This is a genomic window from Serratia sp. Ser99 (genome assembly GCF_024519545.1).
In the GTDB taxonomy this organism is placed as follows: Bacteria; Pseudomonadota; Gammaproteobacteria; order Enterobacterales; family Enterobacteriaceae; genus Serratia; species Serratia liquefaciens.
The window spans coordinates 1-20,333 of sequence record NZ_JALJRT010000003.1; the positions used below are offsets into that span (position 1 = coordinate 1).

22 protein-coding genes and 1 tRNA gene are annotated in these 20,333 nt (G+C 55.5%); 20 read left to right on the forward strand and 3 right to left on the reverse strand.

The window, feature by feature from the left end; all coding sequences use genetic code 11:
* Positions 1 to 141: 141 nt before the first annotated feature.
* A tRNA-Asp gene (locus tag NR114_RS07665) sits at positions 142 to 218 on the forward strand.
* A gap of 182 nt (positions 219 to 400) precedes the next feature.
* On the opposite strand, the gene NR114_RS07670 is transcribed toward NR114_RS07665, so the two are convergent.
* Complete coding sequence (locus NR114_RS07670) at positions 401 to 790, reverse strand: hypothetical protein (RefSeq protein ID WP_234529297.1); 390 nt, start codon at positions 788 to 790, stop codon at positions 401 to 403.
* A gap of 284 nt (positions 791 to 1,074) precedes the next feature.
* On the opposite strand from NR114_RS07670, the gene NR114_RS07675 reads away from it, so the two are divergent.
* The 17 genes from NR114_RS07675 to dkgB all read left to right on the forward strand — a co-directional run bounded on the left by NR114_RS07675 (position 1,075) and on the right by dkgB (position 15,560).
* Entirely contained in the window at positions 1,075 to 1,797 is a 723-nt protein-coding gene (locus tag NR114_RS07675) for a beta-ketoacyl synthase chain length factor (protein WP_020825304.1), read from the forward strand.
* Entirely contained in the window at positions 1,797 to 2,615 is an 819-nt protein-coding gene (locus NR114_RS07680) for a 1-acyl-sn-glycerol-3-phosphate acyltransferase (RefSeq protein WP_020825305.1), read from the forward strand. Before NR114_RS07675 ends, NR114_RS07680 begins: the two co-directional genes overlap by 1 nt.
* Positions 2,616 to 2,619: 4 nt before the next feature.
* A complete protein-coding gene (locus tag NR114_RS07685) occupies positions 2,620 to 2,880 on the forward strand; it encodes a phosphopantetheine-binding protein (protein WP_044548404.1) in 261 nt (86 codons plus the stop codon).
* 9 nt (positions 2,881 to 2,889) lie between these two features.
* Entirely contained in the window at positions 2,890 to 3,141 is a 252-nt protein-coding gene (locus tag NR114_RS07690; protein ID WP_012005336.1) for an acyl carrier protein, read from the forward strand.
* A gap of 38 nt (positions 3,142 to 3,179) precedes the next feature.
* Positions 3,180 to 3,737: a hypothetical protein gene (locus NR114_RS07695; RefSeq protein WP_046374463.1), complete on the forward strand. Its 558-nt coding sequence runs from the start codon at positions 3,180 to 3,182 to the stop codon at positions 3,735 to 3,737.
* Positions 3,704 to 5,077 (forward strand): AMP-binding protein, encoded by a 1,374-nt coding sequence (locus tag NR114_RS07700; protein ID WP_129941149.1) that lies wholly within the window; start codon positions 3,704 to 3,706, stop codon positions 5,075 to 5,077. The genes NR114_RS07695 and NR114_RS07700 overlap by 34 nt, the downstream gene beginning before the upstream one ends.
* Positions 5,074 to 5,418 (forward strand): 3-hydroxyacyl-ACP dehydratase FabZ family protein, encoded by a 345-nt coding sequence (locus tag NR114_RS07705; RefSeq protein WP_020825309.1) that lies wholly within the window; start codon positions 5,074 to 5,076, stop codon positions 5,416 to 5,418. Before NR114_RS07700 ends, NR114_RS07705 begins: the two co-directional genes overlap by 4 nt.
* Complete coding sequence (locus tag NR114_RS07710) at positions 5,409 to 7,127, forward strand: glycosyltransferase (protein WP_234529298.1); 1,719 nt, start codon at positions 5,409 to 5,411, stop codon at positions 7,125 to 7,127. The genes NR114_RS07705 and NR114_RS07710 overlap by 10 nt, the downstream gene beginning before the upstream one ends.
* The gene (locus tag NR114_RS07715; protein WP_046374459.1) at positions 7,124 to 7,552 is read left to right on the forward strand and encodes a thioesterase family protein; all 429 of its coding nucleotides are present in this window, start codon (positions 7,124 to 7,126) and stop codon (positions 7,550 to 7,552) included. Before NR114_RS07710 ends, NR114_RS07715 begins: the two co-directional genes overlap by 4 nt.
* Positions 7,549 to 8,154, forward strand: coding sequence for an outer membrane lipoprotein carrier protein LolA (locus NR114_RS07720; RefSeq protein WP_116691254.1), 606 nt, complete (start codon positions 7,549 to 7,551; stop codon positions 8,152 to 8,154). Before NR114_RS07715 ends, NR114_RS07720 begins: the two co-directional genes overlap by 4 nt.
* The gene (locus NR114_RS07725; RefSeq protein ID WP_234529299.1) at positions 8,144 to 10,450 is read left to right on the forward strand and encodes an MMPL family transporter; all 2,307 of its coding nucleotides are present in this window, start codon (positions 8,144 to 8,146) and stop codon (positions 10,448 to 10,450) included. The genes NR114_RS07720 and NR114_RS07725 overlap by 11 nt, the downstream gene beginning before the upstream one ends.
* Positions 10,450 to 11,022, forward strand: coding sequence for a DUF3261 domain-containing protein (locus NR114_RS07730; protein WP_149573542.1), 573 nt, complete (start codon positions 10,450 to 10,452; stop codon positions 11,020 to 11,022). The genes NR114_RS07725 and NR114_RS07730 overlap by 1 nt, the downstream gene beginning before the upstream one ends.
* A complete protein-coding gene (locus NR114_RS07735) occupies positions 11,022 to 12,191 on the forward strand; it encodes a beta-ketoacyl-[acyl-carrier-protein] synthase family protein (protein ID WP_234529300.1) in 1,170 nt (389 codons plus the stop codon). The genes NR114_RS07730 and NR114_RS07735 overlap by 1 nt, the downstream gene beginning before the upstream one ends.
* Entirely contained in the window at positions 12,188 to 12,661 is a 474-nt protein-coding gene (locus tag NR114_RS07740; RefSeq protein ID WP_041414239.1) for a hotdog family protein, read from the forward strand. The genes NR114_RS07735 and NR114_RS07740 overlap by 4 nt, the downstream gene beginning before the upstream one ends.
* On the forward strand, positions 12,658 to 13,389 hold the full coding sequence (locus NR114_RS07745) for a 3-ketoacyl-ACP reductase FabG2 (protein ID WP_234529301.1): 732 nt from the start codon (positions 12,658 to 12,660) through the stop codon (positions 13,387 to 13,389). The genes NR114_RS07740 and NR114_RS07745 overlap by 4 nt, the downstream gene beginning before the upstream one ends.
* Positions 13,386 to 14,615 (forward strand): beta-ketoacyl-ACP synthase, encoded by a 1,230-nt coding sequence (locus NR114_RS07750; RefSeq protein WP_234529302.1) that lies wholly within the window; start codon positions 13,386 to 13,388, stop codon positions 14,613 to 14,615. The genes NR114_RS07745 and NR114_RS07750 overlap by 4 nt, the downstream gene beginning before the upstream one ends.
* Before the next feature lie 141 nt (positions 14,616 to 14,756).
* On the forward strand, positions 14,757 to 15,560 hold the full coding sequence (gene dkgB, locus NR114_RS07755) for a 2,5-didehydrogluconate reductase DkgB (RefSeq protein ID WP_020825319.1): 804 nt from the start codon (positions 14,757 to 14,759) through the stop codon (positions 15,558 to 15,560).
* 46 nt (positions 15,561 to 15,606) lie between these two features.
* On the opposite strand, the gene yafC is transcribed toward dkgB, so the two are convergent.
* Positions 15,607 to 16,494 carry a DNA-binding transcriptional regulator YafC gene (yafC, locus tag NR114_RS07760; RefSeq protein ID WP_129941143.1) on the reverse strand — a complete coding sequence of 296 codons (888 nt, stop codon included), beginning with the start codon at positions 16,492 to 16,494 and terminating at the stop codon, positions 15,607 to 15,609.
* Positions 16,495 to 16,600: 106 nt separating this feature from the next.
* Here yafC and NR114_RS07765 point away from each other — a divergent pair, with 106 nt between their 5' ends.
* Together NR114_RS07765 and NR114_RS07770 are read left to right on the forward strand one after the other, a co-directional pair.
* Positions 16,601 to 17,776: an MFS transporter gene (locus tag NR114_RS07765; RefSeq protein ID WP_020825321.1), complete on the forward strand. Its 1,176-nt coding sequence runs from the start codon at positions 16,601 to 16,603 to the stop codon at positions 17,774 to 17,776.
* A 243-nt stretch (positions 17,777 to 18,019) separates the two neighbouring features.
* A complete protein-coding gene (locus tag NR114_RS07770; protein WP_071844577.1) occupies positions 18,020 to 18,814 on the forward strand; it encodes an endonuclease/exonuclease/phosphatase family protein in 795 nt (264 codons plus the stop codon).
* 62 nt (positions 18,815 to 18,876) lie between these two features.
* On the opposite strand, the gene mltD is transcribed toward NR114_RS07770, so the two are convergent.
* Positions 18,877 to 20,262, reverse strand: coding sequence for a murein transglycosylase D (mltD, locus tag NR114_RS07775; RefSeq protein ID WP_170868526.1), 1,386 nt, complete (start codon positions 20,260 to 20,262; stop codon positions 18,877 to 18,879).
* Positions 20,263 to 20,333: the final 71 nt, after the last annotated feature.

The following is a 20,333-nucleotide window of genomic DNA, read 5'->3' on the forward strand; positions in this document are numbered from 1 at the left end:
ATGGTAGTGTGGGGTCTCCCCATGCGAGAGTAGGACACTGCCAGGCATCAAATAAACGTTATCAGCCTGACAACTGGTAATGAGCAGGATCGCCAAGCGCGGTTTTGCCCACATCGAAAGATGTGACGTAAAAGAATCGGTGGAGCGGTAGTTCAGTTGGTTAGAATACCTGCCTGTCACGCAGGGGGTCGCGGGTTCGAGCCCCGTCCGTTCCGCCACTTATTTGATAAGCCCTGAGTCTATGACTCAGGGCTTTTTCATATGCAAAATTCAAGAAAATCCAAATCACTGCATGATTTATGCGGTGAAAATCTGCTTTTATAAATCATTATCTGAATTGTGCACCAATATAAAGAATAATATACCCGGCAGTACTATTCCTGTCGGGTAATTACTTTTGCTATTTAATATTCTGACGAACCAGTTCCAGTTGAATATCTTTATCCAGGTTGGCGACCCAGCGGTTATAATTCGGGTGAATACTTCCGTCTTTGGCATCCATATTACTGCTGGCAATATACTTAATCTGATAACTATTCGAATTGTAATTGATGCGAATATCGGCGCTATGACCACGTAGTAAGATCTTGCCATCGATCACACCGTCACTGACTGGGTTCATGATCCAACCACGGTTAAGCCCTGCGGCGAGAATGGCCTGACGCACCTGCGCATTACTGTGGCTACCCGCAACGTTTTGACTGACGTTTTTTACTGGCGCAGTGCCTGCACAGCCACTGACCAGAATCGCTGCGAATACGCCCGTTAAAATGAGTTTTAAAGGTTTCATACTCTTTTCCATGAGTGTTCGTTATTAAGATGTGTAATATTCATACATGAGATGTTATGTATGCTTACCCTCAATAAGATACTCCTCCGGGAGATTTTCGACAAATATTGCTGCTTTTCATTGTGATAATTCCCTCTGCGCTCAAGTCTCACGGCGTTATGTCGATAAATAACTCTAATCGGTTAATCGAGCATTTCAGCTAAAAATAGGAATTTTGGGAATGCAATCCAGGATTAAATATAATAGATTTAGCCACGGAATTTTTCTGACCGGTAATACCATTAATGGCGGGCGACATGAATATACTCAGTTGGTGGGCAATGGCTCCCGATCGTGGAACGCGTGAAGCATGGCGTCAATGGTCATCAGATGACTTTCTTGCCTCCGATTATCAGGGCTCGTTGCCTGCCTGTTCTCATATCCCCATGATGTCGCTGCGCCGAATGAGCGCCGGAACGCGTTTGGCAGTAGAAAGCGGGCTGATCTTATTGAAGGACTATCGGGCAGATATGGCGATCTTCACCAGTCGGCATGGTGAGCTGGAGCGGACGCACAAGATTCTTCAACATCTGCATCAGGAACAACCGCTATCGCCAACGGATTTTGCCATGTCGGTGCATAACACGGCGGCGGGATGGTTAACGATTATAGCGAAGAATACCTTGCCAACCACCTCGTTGGCTGCCGGCGAGGACAGTTTTCAGCAGGGCATGATAGAGGCTCAGGCCTTGTTAGCTACGGGCAGTGCGCAGCGGGTGTTATTAATTGATTTCGACGGTACCGTACCGGATGTCTATCGGCCTTTCGCGCCAGAAAATACATTCCCTTATGCCGTCGCCCTGTTGCTGGAAAACGGTGGCTCGTTACACTGCAAGGTTGCTGAGTCGGCGCAGGTTCAGGCTTGCATTCAGGAACCACAGAGTCTGGCATTTTTGCGCGGTTGGCTTGGCGCTGATGAGGAATTCACTGTCCCCGGTCAACGGCATGACTGGGCGTGGGGACGCTGATGGAAAAGGCGATGCCTGCAGAAAATACGCCGGAACAATCCTCATGGTTTAACCGTTGTTGGCGGGTGATAGCTACGGGTTTTTGTTTCTCGTTGTTTGGCCTGGGCGGTCTGTTATTGTCCGGTGTTTGGTTTAATCTTATGCGTCTTGCAGTGCGTGATCCTGCTCGTCGCAACCAACTGACGCAAAGTTCTATCCGCCACAGTTTCCGTTTCTTCCTGGCTACCACGAGGTTTTTCGGCGTACTGGACTACCATTTCGACAATGCGGAACGCTTTCGCGAAGATCGCGGTTGTTTGGTGATCGCCAATCATCCCAGCCTGTTGGATTACGTGTTATTGGCTTCGCAAATGCCACGTTGCGACTGCATAGTGAAAGAGGCTTTGCTGAGCAATGTGTTTGTCAGCGGAGTGATCAAGGCCGCCGGGTATCTGGCCAATGCGCACTCGGATATATTGTTGGAACAGTGCGGACAAAGGCTGGCTGCCGGGGGGACAATCTTAATCTTCCCGGAAGGCACCCGCACCACACCAGGCAAGGCTCTGGCACTGCAGCGAGGAGCGGCTAATATTGCGCTGCGCGGTCAGTGTAGTATCCGTATTGTGCATATCCACTGTCACCCCCCCATGCTGACGAAGCAAGGCAAATGGTATAAGATCCCGGCGGTAAAACCGCAATTCCGGATCACCGTTCAGGATAAGATCGACACCCGCGCATTCATTCATGCAAATGATGTTTCGCCCGCCCTTGCGGCAAGAAGATTAACCCAGCATTTAACTGACGCTTTACAGTCAGAACCTATAAATAATGAGAAATAGCGTAATGAATTTATTGAGCACCGAAATCAAGCAATTGATCATTGATACGCTCAATCTTGAAGGTATGACACCGGAGGAGATTGACGCCGAAGCGCCGCTGTTTGGTGATGGACTGGGTCTGGACTCCATTGATGCATTGGAACTGGGGTTGGCTTTAAAGAACCGTTACGGCGTAGTGCTGTCGGCTGAAAGCCAGGATATGCGCCAACACTTTTATTCCGTGGAAACGCTGGCGAAGTTTGTTTCTGCACAGCGTAGCCAATAAGGGGTTTTCATGGATAAGCAAGAAATTTACCTGCAAATTCAGGCGCTGCTGGTCAAACTGTTCGAGCTGGACGCCGATGACATCAAGCCAGAGTCCCGTTTGTACGAAGAGCTGGAGCTAGACAGCATCGATGCGGTGGATCTGGTGGTGCACCTGCAGAAAACGACCGGCAAAAAGATCAAACCGGAAATGTTCAAGTCGGTGCGAACCGTACAAGACGTGGTTGACGCCATTGATGAACTGCTGAAGTCAGACAGCTAAGGCTGCGGGCTAAGGTGGAGAGTCGTTGGCTGACCCCGATGTTGCGGTTGCTGCAGGGCGCAGTATGGCTGGTGCTGTTGCTGTATCCGCTGGCGGTTTGGGTCGGCCTGACGCATTGGGGAACCGCTCTCCTGGCACCGTTGTTGGTGGGAGTCTTTAGCTTGCGCCTGCTGATGTTGCGCGGGAAACTGCGCCAACAGATGTGGTTGGGGAAAGCCTTGGCCATAGTGGGCATCTTGCTGGCGCTCGCCAGTTGGGCGTTAAAGCAGAGCCACTGGTTGCTGTACTACCCGGTGCTGGTCAACGCAATACTGCTGCTGCTGTTTGCCTATTCGCTGTTTGCCCCGCCTACGGTGGTTGAGCGATTGGCCCGTATAACGGAACCGCAGTTGGACGCTGCCGGCATTGCTTATACTCGCCGGGTGACTCAGGTGTGGTGCGGGTTCTTTATTGTTAACGGTGCGATAGCGCTGACAACCTGTCTGTCCGGTGATATCACACTCTGGACGCTGTATAACGGCGGCATCAGCTATCTGCTGATGGGGGCATTAATGGGTATTGAATGGATAGTCAGGAAAAGGATCCGGCACGCCTGAGTTTGCCAATGAACCGCTGGCTCAGCACGCAACGCGATGATTCGGTGCCGATCGCCTGGCGTGGCGATCAGCTATTCTGTCTCGGCCAATTTCGCCGTGACGTTGCCGCATTGGCCGCGATACTGGCGAGTAGGGAAGAGCACCGCTGGGCGCTGTGCTTTGATGATAGCTATCGCTTTGCCGTCGCCTTGCTGGCGTCGTTGTATGCCGGCAGGCTGCCGGTGATTTTTGGTCACCAGCGAGAAGCTATCCTCAAAGAGCAACGAGCGGATTACGATGCGCTACTGACCGATTTGCCTCTCGATCCTGGCGTGCCCGTTTTGGCTGTGCGCGAGGGCGGTTGTGAGGATATCGCGCTACCCGCCTGGCCTCAGGATCCTCGTTTTATTCTTTACACTTCCGGCTCGACCGGCCAACCGCAGGCTGTGTGCAAATCCGTCGCCTGCATGGACCGTGAAAGCGAACTGTTGGCTGCCGCTTTTGGTGACGTCTTGCGAGGATGCTGCGTCGTCGCATCGGTATCCCATCAGCATATGTATGGCCTGAGCTTCCGGCTGTTTCTACCGCTGGCTTTAGGGCTGCCGTTTGATGCGCAGTTGACGCAATACCAAGAGCAGTTGATTGCCCGACATCAGGGCCGACGTTTGGTGTTTGTCAGCAGTCCGGCATGGCTCAAGCGTTTGGATAATCGTTTGACGCTCGCTGAGTGCGTGGAGGTTTTTTCCGCCGGCGGCCCGTTATCCGAAGTGGAAGCACAGCTTGCCCGGCAAATGCTGGGGGTATTGCCATTGGAAATCTACGGTACCACGGAAACCGGTTCACTGGCCTGGCGCAGGCAAAATCGGGACATTGCCCTGTGGCAGCCGTTTGCTTGCGTCAGGTTAAGGGTGGATTCAGACCACCGGATTGAGGTTATGTCACCCCTGATACCTGACACGGGTAAAACGTTGCTGAGCGACATTATCGAACTGGCGCCGGATGGTCGACAATTCCAGTTAAATGGCCGCGCCGACCGCATTATCAAGCTGGAAGAGAAACGGTTGTCGTTAACCGAGGTGGAACGTCGCCTGGTGGCCTTGCCGGAGGTTGCCGATGCTGCCGTGCTAACGCAGCAGCAAAGAGGGCGCACGCTGCTGGTGGCCGTTGTCGTGCTATCTCCGTACGGCCAGCTCCGCCGACAAACCTTGTCCGAAGGGGCTTTTACCCGTGAACTGCACCAGGCGCTGCGAGGCTGGCTGGAGCCGGTGGCTCTGCCGCGCAGTTGGCGCATTATCGATGCCATTCCGCTTAATCCGCAGGGCAAGCGCGCCTATGCTGAGCTACAGGAGCTGTTCTTATGATGCAACCTGAGGTGCTGCAACAGCAGGTGAGCGATGCCACCCACGCCAGCCTGCAGCTGCATTTGCCCGCTGAACTGTTTTGGTTTCGCGGCCACTTTCCGCAACATCCGATCCTGCCGGGGGTCACGCAACTGAACTGGGTCATGCAGTATGCCCGTCAGTTGCTGGCTATCGAGGCCGGATTCAAAGGGATCGAGGTGGTCAAGTTTCAACAACCGTTACTGCCGGGGCAGAGGGTGTTACTGCAACTCGAATGGCAACCGGAACGACACAAGCTGTTGTTCAGCTATCGCGTCGGTGAGGCGATCGCCAGCAGCGGCAAGATCTCGTTATGTCAGTAAGCGCCCCTTTTTCCCCCTGTCTTCTTATCCCTTGTTTTAATCACGGGCAGATGATGGCCGCGGTACTGACATCGTTGGCGGGTTATGGCCTGCCTTGCCTGGTTGTGGACGACGGCAGCGCTGCTGCCACCGCCGAAACGCTACAGCGGCTGGCCGCCGAACTGCCCTGGGTTAGCCTGTTGCGGTTGGAAAAAAACCAGGGGAAGGGCGCAGCGGTCATCGCCGGTCTGCAATTGGCTCAGCGACAGGGCTACAGCCATGCTTTGCAGGTGGATGCCGACGGTCAGCATCAACTGAGTGATATACCGGCAATGATTGCCGAAGCGCGCGCTCATCCGGACTGTCTGATTTCCGGCCGGCCAGTCTATGACAGCTCGGTACCCAAAGCGCGCCTGTATGGGCGTTACGTCACCCACGTCTGGGTGTGGGTCGAAACCCTGTCGCTGTCATTAAAGGACAGCATGTGCGGTTTCCGCGTTTACCCGGTAGCGCCGACGCTGGCGTTGGCGGCGCGCCAACCGCTTGGCAAACGCATGGATTTCGATACCGAAGTGATGGTCCGGCTGTATTGGCAGGGGGTGCAAAGCCGTTTCTTGCCGACGCGGGTTACTTACCCGATCGATGGCGTTTCGCATTTCGATGCGCTGCGCGATAACTTGCGTATTTCCTGGATGCACACCCGGTTGTTTTTCGGCATGTTGCCGCGGATTCCGCGTTTACTGCGTCAACGCCAACGGGCGAAGAAAGCGCAGCATTGGTCAGCAACTCAGGAGCGTCATGGCCTGTGGGGGATCCGACTTATGCTGCAGGTCTACCGGATGTTTGGCCGCCGGGCATTTCAATGGCTGCTGTACCCGGTGATCGGCTACTTCTGGCTGACCGGGCGTGCCCAACGTGAAGCTTCGCGTGATTATCTGCAACGTCTGCGGCAGTTTGCCCACAATCGACAGCAACCATTACCCACGCCGCTCAACAGCTTTCGGCACTTTATGCGTTTTGGCGATGCGATGCTCGACAAGCTGGCGAGCTGGCGTGGTGAACTTCGTGACGTTCGGCTGGTAGATCCCGCAGCCTGTGAACGGCAGATCGCTTCCGGCAGAGGTACGCTGATCCTGGCCTCGCACTTGGGGGATATCGAGTCTTGCCGCGCTTTGGGTGAGTTGAATTCTGGCGTCAAGGTGAATGCTCTGGTGTTTACCGAGCATGCAGAGCGCTTCAATCAGGTGATGAAAGAGGTCAACCCTCGTGCCAACCTTAACCTGATACCGGTGACTTCATTGGGGCCTGAAACCGCCATGCGTCTGCAGGACAAACTCGATGCCGGCGAGTGGGTGGCTATCGTTGGCGATCGCACCTCGGCCGGAAAACATCAGCGCGGTGAGCAACCGAGGGTGGTCTGGAGCCGCTTTCTCGGTCAATCGGCACCTTTCCCTCAGGGGCCTTTTGTTCTGGCCGCTGCGCTGCGTTGTCCGGTATACCTGATGTTCGGTCTTAAACAGCAGGGGCGTCTGAACGTTTATTTCGAACCGTTTGCCGATCCGCTGTCATTACCTCGGCAGCAGCGCCAACAGGCGTTGCAGGATGCGGTGGACCGCTATGCCGCCCGGCTGGAGCATTATTGCCTGCTGGCGCCGCTCGACTGGTTTAATTTTTTCGATTTCTGGCAGTTGGCGGCACCGTCGCCAACGCAACAGGGGCCTGAGACATGAAGCTTAAAGACAATCCGCGATTCTCCGTCAGGGTTGAAATCACCATCCCTTTCCATGATACCGATGCCATGGGCGTGGTCTGGCACGGTAACTACTTCCGTTATTTCGAGATTGCCCGCGAAGCCTTGCTCAAACAGTTTAATTACGGATACCGGCAGATGCAGGCGTCGGGCTATGTTTGGCCGATCGTAGATACGCGGGTGAAATACATTGCGCCTGTCCTGTTTGAGCAGCGCATCATCGTCTGCGCAGAGCTGGAAGAGTATGAAAACCGCCTGCGCATCGGCTACCGCATTCTGGATGCAGAGAGCGGAATAACCACCACCCGCGGCCATACCATTCAGGTCGCGGTGGACGCCGACAGCAAAGAAATGTGCTTTGTCTCCCCGCAAGTACTGTTGGATAACATCGAGGGGGCACAATGAAATTTTGGATGCTGGCTGTTGTGACCTTCTTCAGTCTGGGCGTGCAGGCGGTAACGCTGCCGGAGCTGCAGCAGCGGTTTAGCCAACAGCCGGTGCTGCGCGCCGAATTTGAGCAGCAGCGCAGTATCAGCGGCATAGCAAAACCGTTAAAGTCCAGCGGTGAGCTGTTGATTTCTCAGCAGAAAGGATTGTGGTGGGCGCAACAGAAGCCTTTCCCGCTGACCCTGCTGCTGGATGATAAACGCATGGTGCAAACCCTGGCGGGCCAGCCGCCGCAGGTGGTAACGGCGGACAACAACCCGCAGATGTTCCAGTTCAATCACCTGCTGACCGCGCTGTTTCATGCCGACAGCCAGGCGCTGGAACAAAACTTTGCTCTGCAGTTCACCGATTTGGGGCATAACCACTGGCGGCTGGTACTGACGCCGAAAACCACGCCGCTCGACAAACTGTTCAAGCGCATCACCCTCAACGGCGAACAGTACCTGGAAACTATTGATATCGACGATATGCAAAGTGACGCCACCCATATTCGCTTCTTTAATCAACGTACGGTGCCGCAGGCGCTGACTGACGAGGAGCAACAGCGTTTTGCGTCCTGAACTGCATCGGCGGCTGGCATTTGGCTGGCTGGCGATTTGCCTGCTGCTGATTGCGGCCTTGTGTTGGCTGTTGCCGCGCAGTCAAATCAACAGCAGCGTCCTGGCGTTATTGCCGAAACAGCAACTGGTTGGCGTGCCGGATGAATTGGCCGACGGCTTCAGCCGCCGCCTGGATCGTCAACTGATGTGGCTCGTCAGCCCGCCGCCAGGGGCGGACAACGCCGCAGTGGATTGGTGGTGGCAGCAGCTACGTCAGATGCCTGAGCTGCAGCGGGTTGGCGGGCCTATGGATGCACAACGTCAGCAGCAGTGGGGGCGTTTTTTCTACCAGCATCGCAATGTGCTGCTGGATGATGCCACGCGGCAACGTTTGCAGAAGGGGGCAGACGCGCAGAGCCAGTGGATCCTCGGCCAGCTCTACTCTGCTTTCGCCGGCGTCAGCGGCAAAGAGCTGGCGAACGATCCGTTGATGCTGGTACGTGCCTCACAGTTGGCGCAGCAACAGAACGGCGGCTTGCTGAGCCTGTCCAAGGGTTGGCTGGTGGCGCGTGATGCACAGGGGCGCAGTTGGTATTTGTTGCACGCCGAGCTTAGCGCATCATCTTATGACATCAGCAGTGCCCGGCTAACGGTAGATAAACTGACAGCGTTGCAGCAACAGCTGCAGCAGCGCTGGCCGGGAGCCGAAGTGCTCAGCCGCGGCACGTTGTTTTACAGCAACTACGCCAGCCAACAGGCCGAAAAGGATATTTCCACGATTGGCCTGGCGTCGGTGGCGGGCGTGTTTTTATTGGTGTTGTTTATGTTCCGCTCACCTTTGCCGCTGTTGTTGTGCGCGCTGTCGGTGGGTATTGGCGCTCTGGCCGGCACCGTCGCTACGCTGCTGGCCTTTGGCGAAATACATTTGATGACGCTGGTGCTGAGCATCAGCATCGTCGGCATTTCGGCTGACTACACGCTCTATTTCCTGACCGAGCGAATGGTGCATGGTCGGCAGTCGACGCCATTAGCCAGTTTGCAAAAGCTGTTGCCGGCATTGTCGATGGCGTTGCTGACCACCGTAGTGGCCTACCTGGCGCTGTTGATTGCGCCGTTCCCCGGTTTGCAGCAGTTGGCGGTATTTGCCGCTGCCGGATTGAGCGCCGCCTGCATTACCGTTATTTGCTGGTACCCGCAATTGTCGCGACGGTTGCCGGTACGCCCAGCGCCGGGGTTAACGCTGATCCTGAATTGGCTGCATGCCTGGCGCCATCGGCCGCTGTTGCGTTATGGGTTGCCCGGCGCGGTGCTGTTGCTGGTGGTCGCGGGGTTCAACCAGTTGAAGGTAGATGACGACATTGGCCAACTGCAGGCATTACCTGCGGCGTTACAGCAGCAAGAGCAGCGCATCGCCGCACTGACGGGCCAACATAACGATCAGAAGTGGCTGGTGGTCTACGGCGCCAATGCCGAGCAGCTGTTGCAACGTATCGAGTTGTTGCAACCCAAACTGGCTGAGGCCAAACGGCAAGGCGTGCTGGCGGATTATCGTCTGTTGCCTCTGCCTTCTCTCCAACGCCAGCAAGAAAACATCGCTTTATTGCAGCGCGTGGCGCCGCAGGTGATGAACAACCTGCAGCAGGCAGAGTTGGTATTGAGTACACCAGATTTAACGCCTGAATGGGTCAGCCCGCAGCAGTGGCTGGGCAGCGTGGTTAGCGAGGGTTGGCGTCTGCTGTGGCTGACGTTGCCCGATGGGCGCAGTGCGGCGCTGGTGCCCGTTAACGGCGTGAAGAACAGTGCGATGATGAAGACACTGGCGGAGCAGGTTCCCGGCACCGGTTGGATCGATAGGAAAACCGAGTTCAGTGACCTGTTTGGTCAATATCGCCTGTATCTTTCTTATCTGTTGGCATTGTCAGTTGCAGCGATTGCGCTAATTTACCTGTGGCGTTTTGGTCTGCGTCATGGCTTGCGCTGCATGGTGCCGACGCTATTGTCACTGGGTAGCGGTATTGCGGTATTGGCACTGAGTGGCCATACGCTAAATCTGTTTTCACTGTTGGCGCTGGTGCTGGTTTTGGGGATCGGCATCAACTATACGTTGTTCTTTACCAATCCCCGGGGCACGCCGACCACCTCGATGTTCGCCATTTTTATGGCGGTATTCACCACCCAACTGACGTTCGGCATGCTGGTACTGAGCCACACTCAGGCTATCAGCAGTTTTGGTATCGTATTGAGCAGCGGAATTGCCGTGGCATTTTTATTGGCACCGCTGACGTTAGTATCGAAAAGAAAAAGAGGGAAAGCCTGATGCGCGGCTTACGAATGGTGCTGTTAATGTGGATTGTCGTGCTGGCCGGCTGCGCTGGTTCGCAGGATCCGACGCTGCCGCAGGCGTGGCTAAAACCCGGTACGCAGGTGACCTTACCACCTCCAGCGCTGGCTCAGCCGATTAATCAGCAACAGTTGCTGACCGCCGAAGTCAAAGGGCAACAGCATTCGATGCTGGTGCTGCTCAATGCCGACGGCCAGCGTTTGCAACTGGTGGGCATGTCGCCGCTCGGTATCCGTCTGTTTAACCTGACCTACGATCGTCAGGGGATCCACACCGAACAATTGATCAAGGTGGGGGAACTGCCGCCAGCCGGCCAGGTGCTGGCGGATATCATGTTGAGCTACTGGCCGGAGAAGGACTGGCAACCCTTGCTGCCAGCAGGGTGGCGACTGGAAGACCAGGCGCTGGTCCGTCGCTTGTATGACGAGCATGGGGCGGTGATCAATGAAATCCGTTACCAGCAGATGGACGGAAGGCGAGAGCCGGTGTCGATCGCGCAATCCGCCTTCCATTACCGCATCATCATTCAAACGCTGGGGAACGAATAATGATCTATTTCTCCGCCGTAGGGATGGTGAATGCGCTGGGCAATGATCTGCCCCAGATTGCGCAAAACCTGACGCGCGGTATTTCGCCCGGCATGCAGCAGCAGACGCAGTGGCTGACGGGCGGCGCGCCATCCTGGTTTGGCAACGTACAGGGTGATTTACCCGCGATCCCCGAGTCGCTCAAGCGGCATAATTCTCGCAATAATCGCCTGCTGTTGGCCGCTTTTGCGCAGATCGAGACGCCGGTACGCGAGGCCATTGCCCGTTACGGCGCCGATCGTGTCGCGGTGATTATGGGCACCAGCACTTCCGGCATTCACGAAGGAGAACTGGCGCTGCAACAGTATCAGGCGGGGCAGTGGCCACCGGGTTACCATTATCACCAGCAGGAGCTGGGCGATCCGAGCCAGTTTCTCAGCGCTTTTCTCTCGACCCGCGGTCCGGCCTATACCCTGTCGACGGCATGCTCCTCAAGCGCACGCGCCATCATCAGCGGTAAACGTCTGATTGACGCCGGGTTAGTGGACGCGGCGATTGTAGGCGGGGCAGACAGCCTGTGCCAAATGCCGATTAACGGTTTCCACAGCCTGGAGTCACTGTCCGCGGAGCGTTGCACGCCTTTTGCAACAGGACGCAGCGGGATTAATATCGGCGAGGCGGCGGCGTTAATGCTGTTGACGCGGGAACCTGCGCCGGTGGCGTTGTTGGGCGTTGGCGAGTCTTCGGATGCCTGGCACATGTCGGCACCGCATCCAGCCGGTGAAGGCGCCGAGCGTGCAATGACCATGGCATTGCAGCAGGCCGGTTTGAGTACCGACCAAGTTGGTTATATTAATTTGCACGGCACGGCCACGCGGCTTAACGATCAGGTTGAAGCCCTGGTGGTGAATCGCCTGTTTGGCGAACAAACGCCGTGCAGTTCGACCAAGCATCTTACCGGCCATACGCTGGGGGCGGCTGGAGCGGTGGAGGCAGCGCTGAGCTGGCTGTTGTTGACCCAGTCATTGCCGCTGCCGCAGCAAGATTTCAGTGCAGTTTCCCGCGATGCCGAACTGGCGCCGATCGGTCTGGTGTGTGAGCCCCAGACGTTGGGAGCGCGCGCTATCCTCTCCAATTCATTTGCCTTCGGCGGCAACAATGCCTGCCTGTTATTGGGAGATGCTCCATGAATGCTTACCGGACGGCAGAATATTACTTACCTCATGCCTCACCGATGGTGCTGCTGGAACGGGTGCTGGAAGTGGGTGAAGAGCATGCACGCTGCGCGGTCAACGTCAGTGCGAATAGCGTGCTGGCGCCGTTTCTCGACGAGCAGGGGGCACTTCCTGGTTGGTACGGCATTGAGCTGATGGCGCAGGCGATTGGGGTTTGGAGTGGCTGGCACGGTCGCCAGAGTGCCAAGCCGCCGCAGCTGGGTATGCTGCTCGGCGGGCGGGCCATTCACTGCGAATTGTCCGCTTTTCCTGCCGGCAGCGAGCTGGTGGTTAGCGTGCAGCAGTTGTTGAAAGACGAGAAATTAGCCAGTTTTGAGTGTGAAATCAGTATCGATAATGTGCCGATCGCACAGGGCAGGCTGAACACCTATCAACCTGATCAACAAGAAATTATTCAATTGACGACCTTAAGGGGAGACGCATGATGCGTTCCGTTTTAGTCACCGGCGCCAGTAAAGGGATCGGTCAGGCCATAGCCTGCCGCCTGGCTGCGGATGGCTTTTTGATTGTAGTTCACTACCACAGCGATAAGATCGGGGCAGAACACACCTTGCAGCAAATTGTCAGTGCCGGCGGGCAAGGGCGATTGATGCAGTTTGATATCAGCAACCGCATTCAGTGCCGTGAGGTGTTGGAGCAGGATATTGAAACCCACGGCGCCTACTACGGCGTGGTGAATAATGCAGGGATCACCCGCGACGGCGCTTTCCCGGCGTTAAGCGAGGAGGATTGGGATGGGGTGATCCATACCAATCTCGACAGCTTCTACAACGTGCTTCACCCCTGTGTCATGCCAATGATTGGCCTGCGCAAAGGCGGGCGGATCATCGCGCTGTCGTCGGTGTCGGGCGTCATGGGCAACCGTGGACAGGTAAACTACAGTGCGGCCAAGGCAGGCGTGATCGGTGCCTGTAAGGCGTTGGCTATCGAACTGGCGAAACGTAAAATTACCGTTAACTGCATCGCCCCGGGTTTGATCGACACTGGTATGATCGACATCGAGCCGGCGGCGCTGGATGAAGCGATGCGGGCAATCCCGCTTAAGCGTATGGGTTCGGCGGAAGAGGTGGCGGGGTTGGCCAGCTACCTGATGTCGGATATCGCCGGCTATGTAACGCGGCAGGTCATTTCCATTAATGGAGGAATGGTATGACGCAACGAGTGGTCGTCACCGGCATGGCGGGCGTTACGGCGTTCGGCAATAGCTGGGCAGAGGTGTCCAGCCGGTTGAAGCAGGGCAAGAATGCGGTGCGTTACATGACGCAATGGGAAGAATATCAGGGGTTGAACACCCACCTCGGTGCCCCGATCGAGAATTTCATACTGCCGGATCACTATACGCGCAAGCGTATTCGCTCCATGGGCCGTGTTTCGCTGTTGGCGACCCGAGCGACGGAACTGGCGCTCGAACAGGCCGGGTTGCTGGGCGAGAAGGTGCTGACTAACGGTGAGACCGGTATCGCCTACGGTTCTTCGACCGGCAGCACCAAGCCGGTCAGTGAATTCGCCACCATGCTCACCGAGAAACACACCGGCAATATTACCGGCACCACCTATGTGCAGATGATGCCTCATACCGCGGCGGTAAACACTGGCCTGTTCTTCGGCCTGCGAGGCCGGGTGATCCCGACATCCAGTGCCTGTACCTCCGGCAGTCAGGCGATTGGTTATGCCTATGAGAGCATCCGCCACGGTTATCAGACGGTGATGGTGGCCGGCGGGGCCGAAGAGCTGTGCCCTTCGGAAGCGGCGGTGTTCGATACGCTGTTTGCAACCAGCCAGCAGAACGATCGCCCCGAGTTTTCGCCACGGCCCTTTGACCGTCAGCGAGATGGGTTAGTGATTGGCGAAGGGGCAGGTACGCTGATCCTGGAGTCGCTGGAACATGCACAGGCGCGTGGTGCGACCATTTACGGCGAGGTTATCAGCTTTGCCACCAACTGTGATGCGGCACATATCACTCAACCGCAGCAGGAAACCATGCAGATTTGCATGCAGCAGGCGCTGAAGGCTTCCGGGTTGGCAATCGGTGATATTGGCTATATCAGTGCCCACGGCACGGCGACCGATCGTGGCGATATCGCGGAAAGTCAGGCAACGGCGGCGATTTTCGGCAATCGAACGCCGATCTCCTCGCTGAAAAGTTATTTTGGCCATACGTTGGGCGCCTGTGGTGCGTTGGAAGCCTGGATGACGTTGGAGATGATGCGCGAAGGCAGCTTCGCCCCTACCATCAACCTCAGCGAACCGGACAGCGCCTGTGGCGACCTGGACTACATCATGGGCGGCTATCGTCAGATTGATACCGAGTTTGTGCAGTCGAATAACTTCGCTTTCGGTGGCATCAATACTTCACTGATCCTGCGCCGCTGGGCGTAATCTTGCACTGCCGGAGGTTTTCCTCCGGCAATTGTTGCTATCTAATCAAAAGTCTTATGCACAATAGGGCGTTTTTGATCAACAAAACAGTTGCCATAATCCTCCCATATCGCTTCAACATCCTAATGAGAGAATAAAATTATGAGCATCCCTGCATTTGGTTTAGGCACCTTCCGTCTCCAGGATCAGGTGGTGATCGACTCGGTCACTACGGCACTCGAGCTGGGATACCGCGCGATCGATACGGCGCAAATCTATGAAAACGAAGCGGCGGTGGGGCAGGCGATTGCCGCCAGCGGCGTACCGCGTGAAGAGCTGTTTATCACCACCAAGATCTGGATCGCCAATTTGGCGAAAGGCAAGCTGATCCCGAGCCTGCAAGAGAGCCTGAGCAAGTTGCAAACCGGCTATGTTGATCTGACCCTGATTCACTGGCCTTCGCCGAACGACGAAGTTCCTGTTGCCGAGTTTATGGCCGAACTGGCGGAGGCGAAAAAATTAGGCCTGACGCGCCAAATTGGCGTTTCCAACTTCACTCTGGATCTGATGCAGCAAGCGATTGACGCCGTTGGGGCAGAGCAGATCGCCACAAACCAGATTGAGCTCTCGCCCTACCTGCAAAACCGCAAAGTGGTGGAGTTTGCCCAGCAGCACGGCATTGCCATCACTTCCTACATGACGCTGGCCTATGGTCAGGCGCTGAAGGATGAGACCATCAAGGCGATTGCGGCACGCCGCAATGCTACTCCGGCACAGGTTATTCTGGCCTGGGCGCTGCAGCTGGGTTACGCGGTGATCCCATCATCGACCAAACGTGAAAACCTGGCGAGCAACCTGTTGGCGCAGCAGTTGACGTTAAGCAGTGAGGAAATGGCAGAAATTGCCAAGCTGGAAAGCAATGGCCGTTTGGTCAGCCCGGAAGGTCTGGCACCGAACTGGGATTAATTTTCCGTATCTTTGCATCAGAGAGGCGCCCAGACGGGCGCCTTTTTTATTGTCCCAGATGTTTGCTGAGAAAGTCGATAAAGCTGCGCAGGCGGTTGCTGACGGCACTGTCGCTGTAATACACCGCATTGATTGGCATGGCGACCGGCAGCGTCTCCTCCACCAAAACAGGCACCAGATCGCCGCGCTCGATGTCTGCGCTAATCATAAAATCGGACAGGCAGGCAATGCCGTTGCCATGCAGGCACAGGTGACGCTGGGTTTCACCACTGTTGGTGGTCAGGCCTGGGGTGATTTCCAACTGCCGACCGTCGGCGCAGGCCAGTGGCCAGCGATTCAAACTGGGCAGATCGTTAAAACCGATGCAGCAGTGTTGCGCTAAGTCTTCCACCTTTTGTGGCATGCCATATTGTGCCAAATAGGCAGGGGAGGCCAGCACGCGTCGATAGCTGGTCATCAGTTTGCGTGCCTTCAGGCTGGAGTCGGTCAACTCACCGACGCGGATGGCAATATCCACCTTACGCTCAATCAGGTTAATAAAGTTCTCTGACGACACCAGTGACAGCGACATTTCCGGATACAGGCCCCTAAATTCCGCCACTAGCGGCGTTAATACGTGCAGCACGACTGGCGTGGCAGCATCGACGCGCAACAGCCCCTGTGGACGCTGACGGCTTTCCATCAGCGCATTCTCCGCCGCGGCCATATCACTCAGTACCTTCTGCACCTGGCGGAAATAGTTTTCCCCTTCCTGCGTCAGGCTGATCTGACGCGTCGTGCGGTTGAGCAGCGTGACTCCGAGCTTGGTTTCCAGTTTTTTGACGGTGCGGCTAACTACCGAATTGGCCTGATCCAGTCGTTCGGCCGCGCGGCTGAAACTGCCGCTTTCCACCACGGTCACGAAAGTAATCAATTCATCGGAATTCGCTTTCACTGTTGCTCCATTGGCAAAATTCATTTGATATTTTGAGCATTTTTATCATTTAAGCACAGGCCGATAATAGTCGCCATCAACCTGAACGCTATTTGGAGTAAAAAAGATGCCTCTCGCATTACTTGCATTGACCATCAGCGCCTTTGCTATTGGTACTACCGAGTTTGTGATCGTTGGGCTAATCCCGACTATCGCGGAACAACTGGGGGTGACAGTACCGTCCGCCGGGCTGCTGGTTACCATTTATGCTATCGGCGTGGCGATTGGCGCGCCGGTACTGACGGCTTTAACCGGCCGCGTACCGCGCAAGCTGCTGCTGATCAGCCTGATGGTGCTGTTTACCCTCGGCAACCTGCTGGCCTGGCAGTCGCCGAGCTACGAGTCGTTGGTCGTGGCCCGCTTGTTGACCGGCTTGGCCCACGGGGTATTCTTCTCCATCGGCTCTACTATCGCTACCAGCTTGGTTGCGAAAGAGAAAGCCGCCTCGGCGATCGCCATTATGTTCGGCGGCTTGACCGTGGCGTTGGTGACAGGGGTACCCTTGGGGACCTTTATCGGCCAGCATTTTGGCTGGCGTGAAACCTTCCTGGCGGTATCGCTTATTGGCGTGATTGCCACGGTGGCCAGCGTCATCCTGGTACCCAACAACATTAAAAATCAGGCCAGCGCCAGCATTGGCGAGCAGTTTAAAGTGCTGACTCATCCACGCCTGCTGCTGATTTACGCCATCACCGCGCTGGGTTACGGTGGCGTATTCACCACCTTCACCTTCCTGGCGCCAATGATGCAGGAACTGGCGGGGTTCTCCGCCCCCGCGGTCAGTTGGATCCTGCTGGCCTACGGCATTGCGGTAGCGATTGGCAACATTTGGGGCGGAAAATTGGCTGACCGCCATGGTGCCGTCCGTGCCCTCAGCTTTATCTTTGCCGCGCTGGCCGTTTTGCTGCTGGTGTTCCAGTTCACCGCCAGCCATAGCATCGCAGCGCTGATGACGGTGGTGGTGATGGGCGTATTCGCCTTCGGTAACGTACCGGGGCTGCAGGTTTACGTGGTGCAGAAAGCCGAACAGTACACGCCGAATGCGGTAGATGTCGCTTCCGGGCTGAACATCGCAGCTTTCAACGTGGGTATTGCTCTGGGCTCGGTCATCGGCGGTCAGACCGTATCCACGCTGGGCCTGGCGCAAACGCCGTGGATTGGTGCGCTGATCGTGCTGGTGGCTCTGCTGCTGGTGGGGGTTAGCGGGCGTCTGGATAAGAAGTACCGGCAGCAATTGGCTTGATAGCAGCACCTTCCCCTTATCTGGCCCGCAAAATGCGGGCCTTTTCGCATTTATCATCGATCACCGCTAACCTTTACACACATATACTGTCAGAAGATTGAAATCCCTACCTCACGCCCCTATAACTGGAAAGGATATACCCCGTAAAAGCCATGCCGTCAGGTGAGGGCAGGCGTATAATCGATTCAATGTTGGCGGGAATGTCACCGCCAGTTTCATCCTAATGGGAAATAGGCGAATAGCGTGCCGAAACGAACTTATGCAATGAGGTATGTTGCAGGTCAGCCAGTTGAGCGAATTTTCCCTGGCGCCATCAATCAACCGCTGCCGCCCGGGGCTGCATTGCCTACGTCCGGCGCGTTGCGAGTGATGGTGTGGAACATCTTTAAACAGCAACGGGCAGACTGGCTCTCGGTGTTGAAAAGCTATGGCAAGGATGCGCAACTGGTCCTGCTGCAGGAGGCGCAAACCACGCCTGAACTGGTGAGCTTTGCCACGTCAAACTATCTGGCTGCCGATCAGGTGCCGGCTTTTGTATTGCCGCAACACCCTTCGGGCGTGATGACTTTGGCGGCAGCGCATCCGGTGTATTGCTGCCCATTACGCGAACGCGAACCACTGCTGCGGCTGGCCAAATCGGCGTTAATCACCGTCTACCCGTTGTTTAACGGACAGCTTTTGATGGTCGTAAATATTCATGCGGTGAACTTCAGCCTGGGCGTGGACGTCTACAGTAAGCAACTGGGGCCGATTGGCGAGCAGATTGCCAACCACCACGGGCCGGTGATTATGGCCGGGGATTTTAATGCCTGGAGCCGCAAACGAATCAATGCGCTGTATCAGTTCGCCAGCGATATGGCACTGCGTGAGGTGAACTTCACGGACGATCATCGTCGTAAGGCGTTTGGCCGCCCGCTGGACTTTGTGTTTTATCGCAATATGGGCGTGGCGGAGGCTTCGGTGCTGGTGACCAGCGCGTCAGACCATAATCCGCTGTTGGTGGAGTTTCATCCCGAGGCTGACAAACCACACTGGTGATTATCGTCCGTATTCAGACAATAAAAAAGCACCCCGCAGGGTGCTTTTTTTGTGCCGAAAATTTAGGTATCCGGCGACGACTTATCACTGACAAACAGGGTCAATTTCAGACCCGGTTGCAGATTGTTAGCCTTGGCTAGCGTTGAGTTCCAACGCATCACGTCGTTAATATCGACGCCGTGACGACGTGCAATACTGGCCAGCGAATCACCTTTGCGAACCTGATAGGTGATACTGCTGTTACTGCCGGTGTTGCTGGCCACTTGCAGGGTTTGCCCAACTTTTAAGGTGCTCTTGGCACGTAAGTTGTTCCAACTCTGCAAATCGCTGGACTTAATATTCAACCGCTTGGCAATGCCCGATACCGTGTCGCCAGAGCGAACCTTATACGAGCTACCGCCTGTCAAACCGCTGTTCTTCGCCAACTGAGTGGTTGGCTGAGTCACTGCGATCTGGCCATCGGCCAACGAGTCTTTCAGCTGATCGGCATGACCTTTGGGAACCATAATGTAATGGGGCCCGTTGGGTGCCGTAACGCCTTTTTTGTAGCCTGGGTTATAAGCTTTCATCTTGGTGATTGAAAGCCCAGCCATCTCAGCCGCCTGAGTTAACTGTATTTGCTGCCCAACATCGATACGCGCCAGTGCACGGGTATTATCAGTCTTCGGAAGATTGATACCGTACTTCTTGCTGTTTTTAATGATGTCGCTCAGCGCCAGCATTTTCGGAACATAAATTGACGTTTCACGCGGAAGCGACAATGCCCAGAAATTGGTTGGCTTACCCTGGCGTTTATTCGCCTTAACCGCTTGCATGACACGGCCTTCACCACTGTTATAAGCGGCAACGGTCAGTAACCAGTCACCGTTAAACATGCGGTTCAAATACTGCATCATATCAAGCGCAGCAGTCGTCGAGGCGACGACATCGCGTCGCCCGTCATACCACTGGTTGTTTTTCAAACCATAATTGCGACCCGTTTGCGGCACGATTTGCCATAGCCCTGCGGCGTTGGCACTTGACGTGGCGTGTGGGTCAAAAGCGCTCTCCACTATGGGTAGCAGTACCAGTTCCATCGGCATATTGCGTTTCTTAATCTGCCCGACTATCCAGTACATGTACGGCTCTGCCCGTAATGTTACATCGTGGAGATAGCTCTTACTTTTTAGGTACTTTCTTTTTTGATCACGGATCCGGGAATTTTCCGGAACCTCCATCTTCAGCTCGTCGCTAATGAAGTTCCACAGGTTCTGTTGCGCGGCACCACTATTGTTATCTAGCCACCGCGCCGAGCTCGCTCGACCATTCGCTGTGTACTCTCCTGCTTCACTCTCTTGACCTGCCGAAGACAAACTCTGTGCATGCTGTTCTGGGGCCGGTGCGTCCTGCCTGGACGACTGGCACCCCACTAGCAAGACTGAGGCGAGAAATATCGCTTTAGCCTTCATGTGTGTGTCAATGTAGTTGCTTAAAAGACGAGCAATCATACTTTGCTTCGTCAAATAACACAACTAAAAGC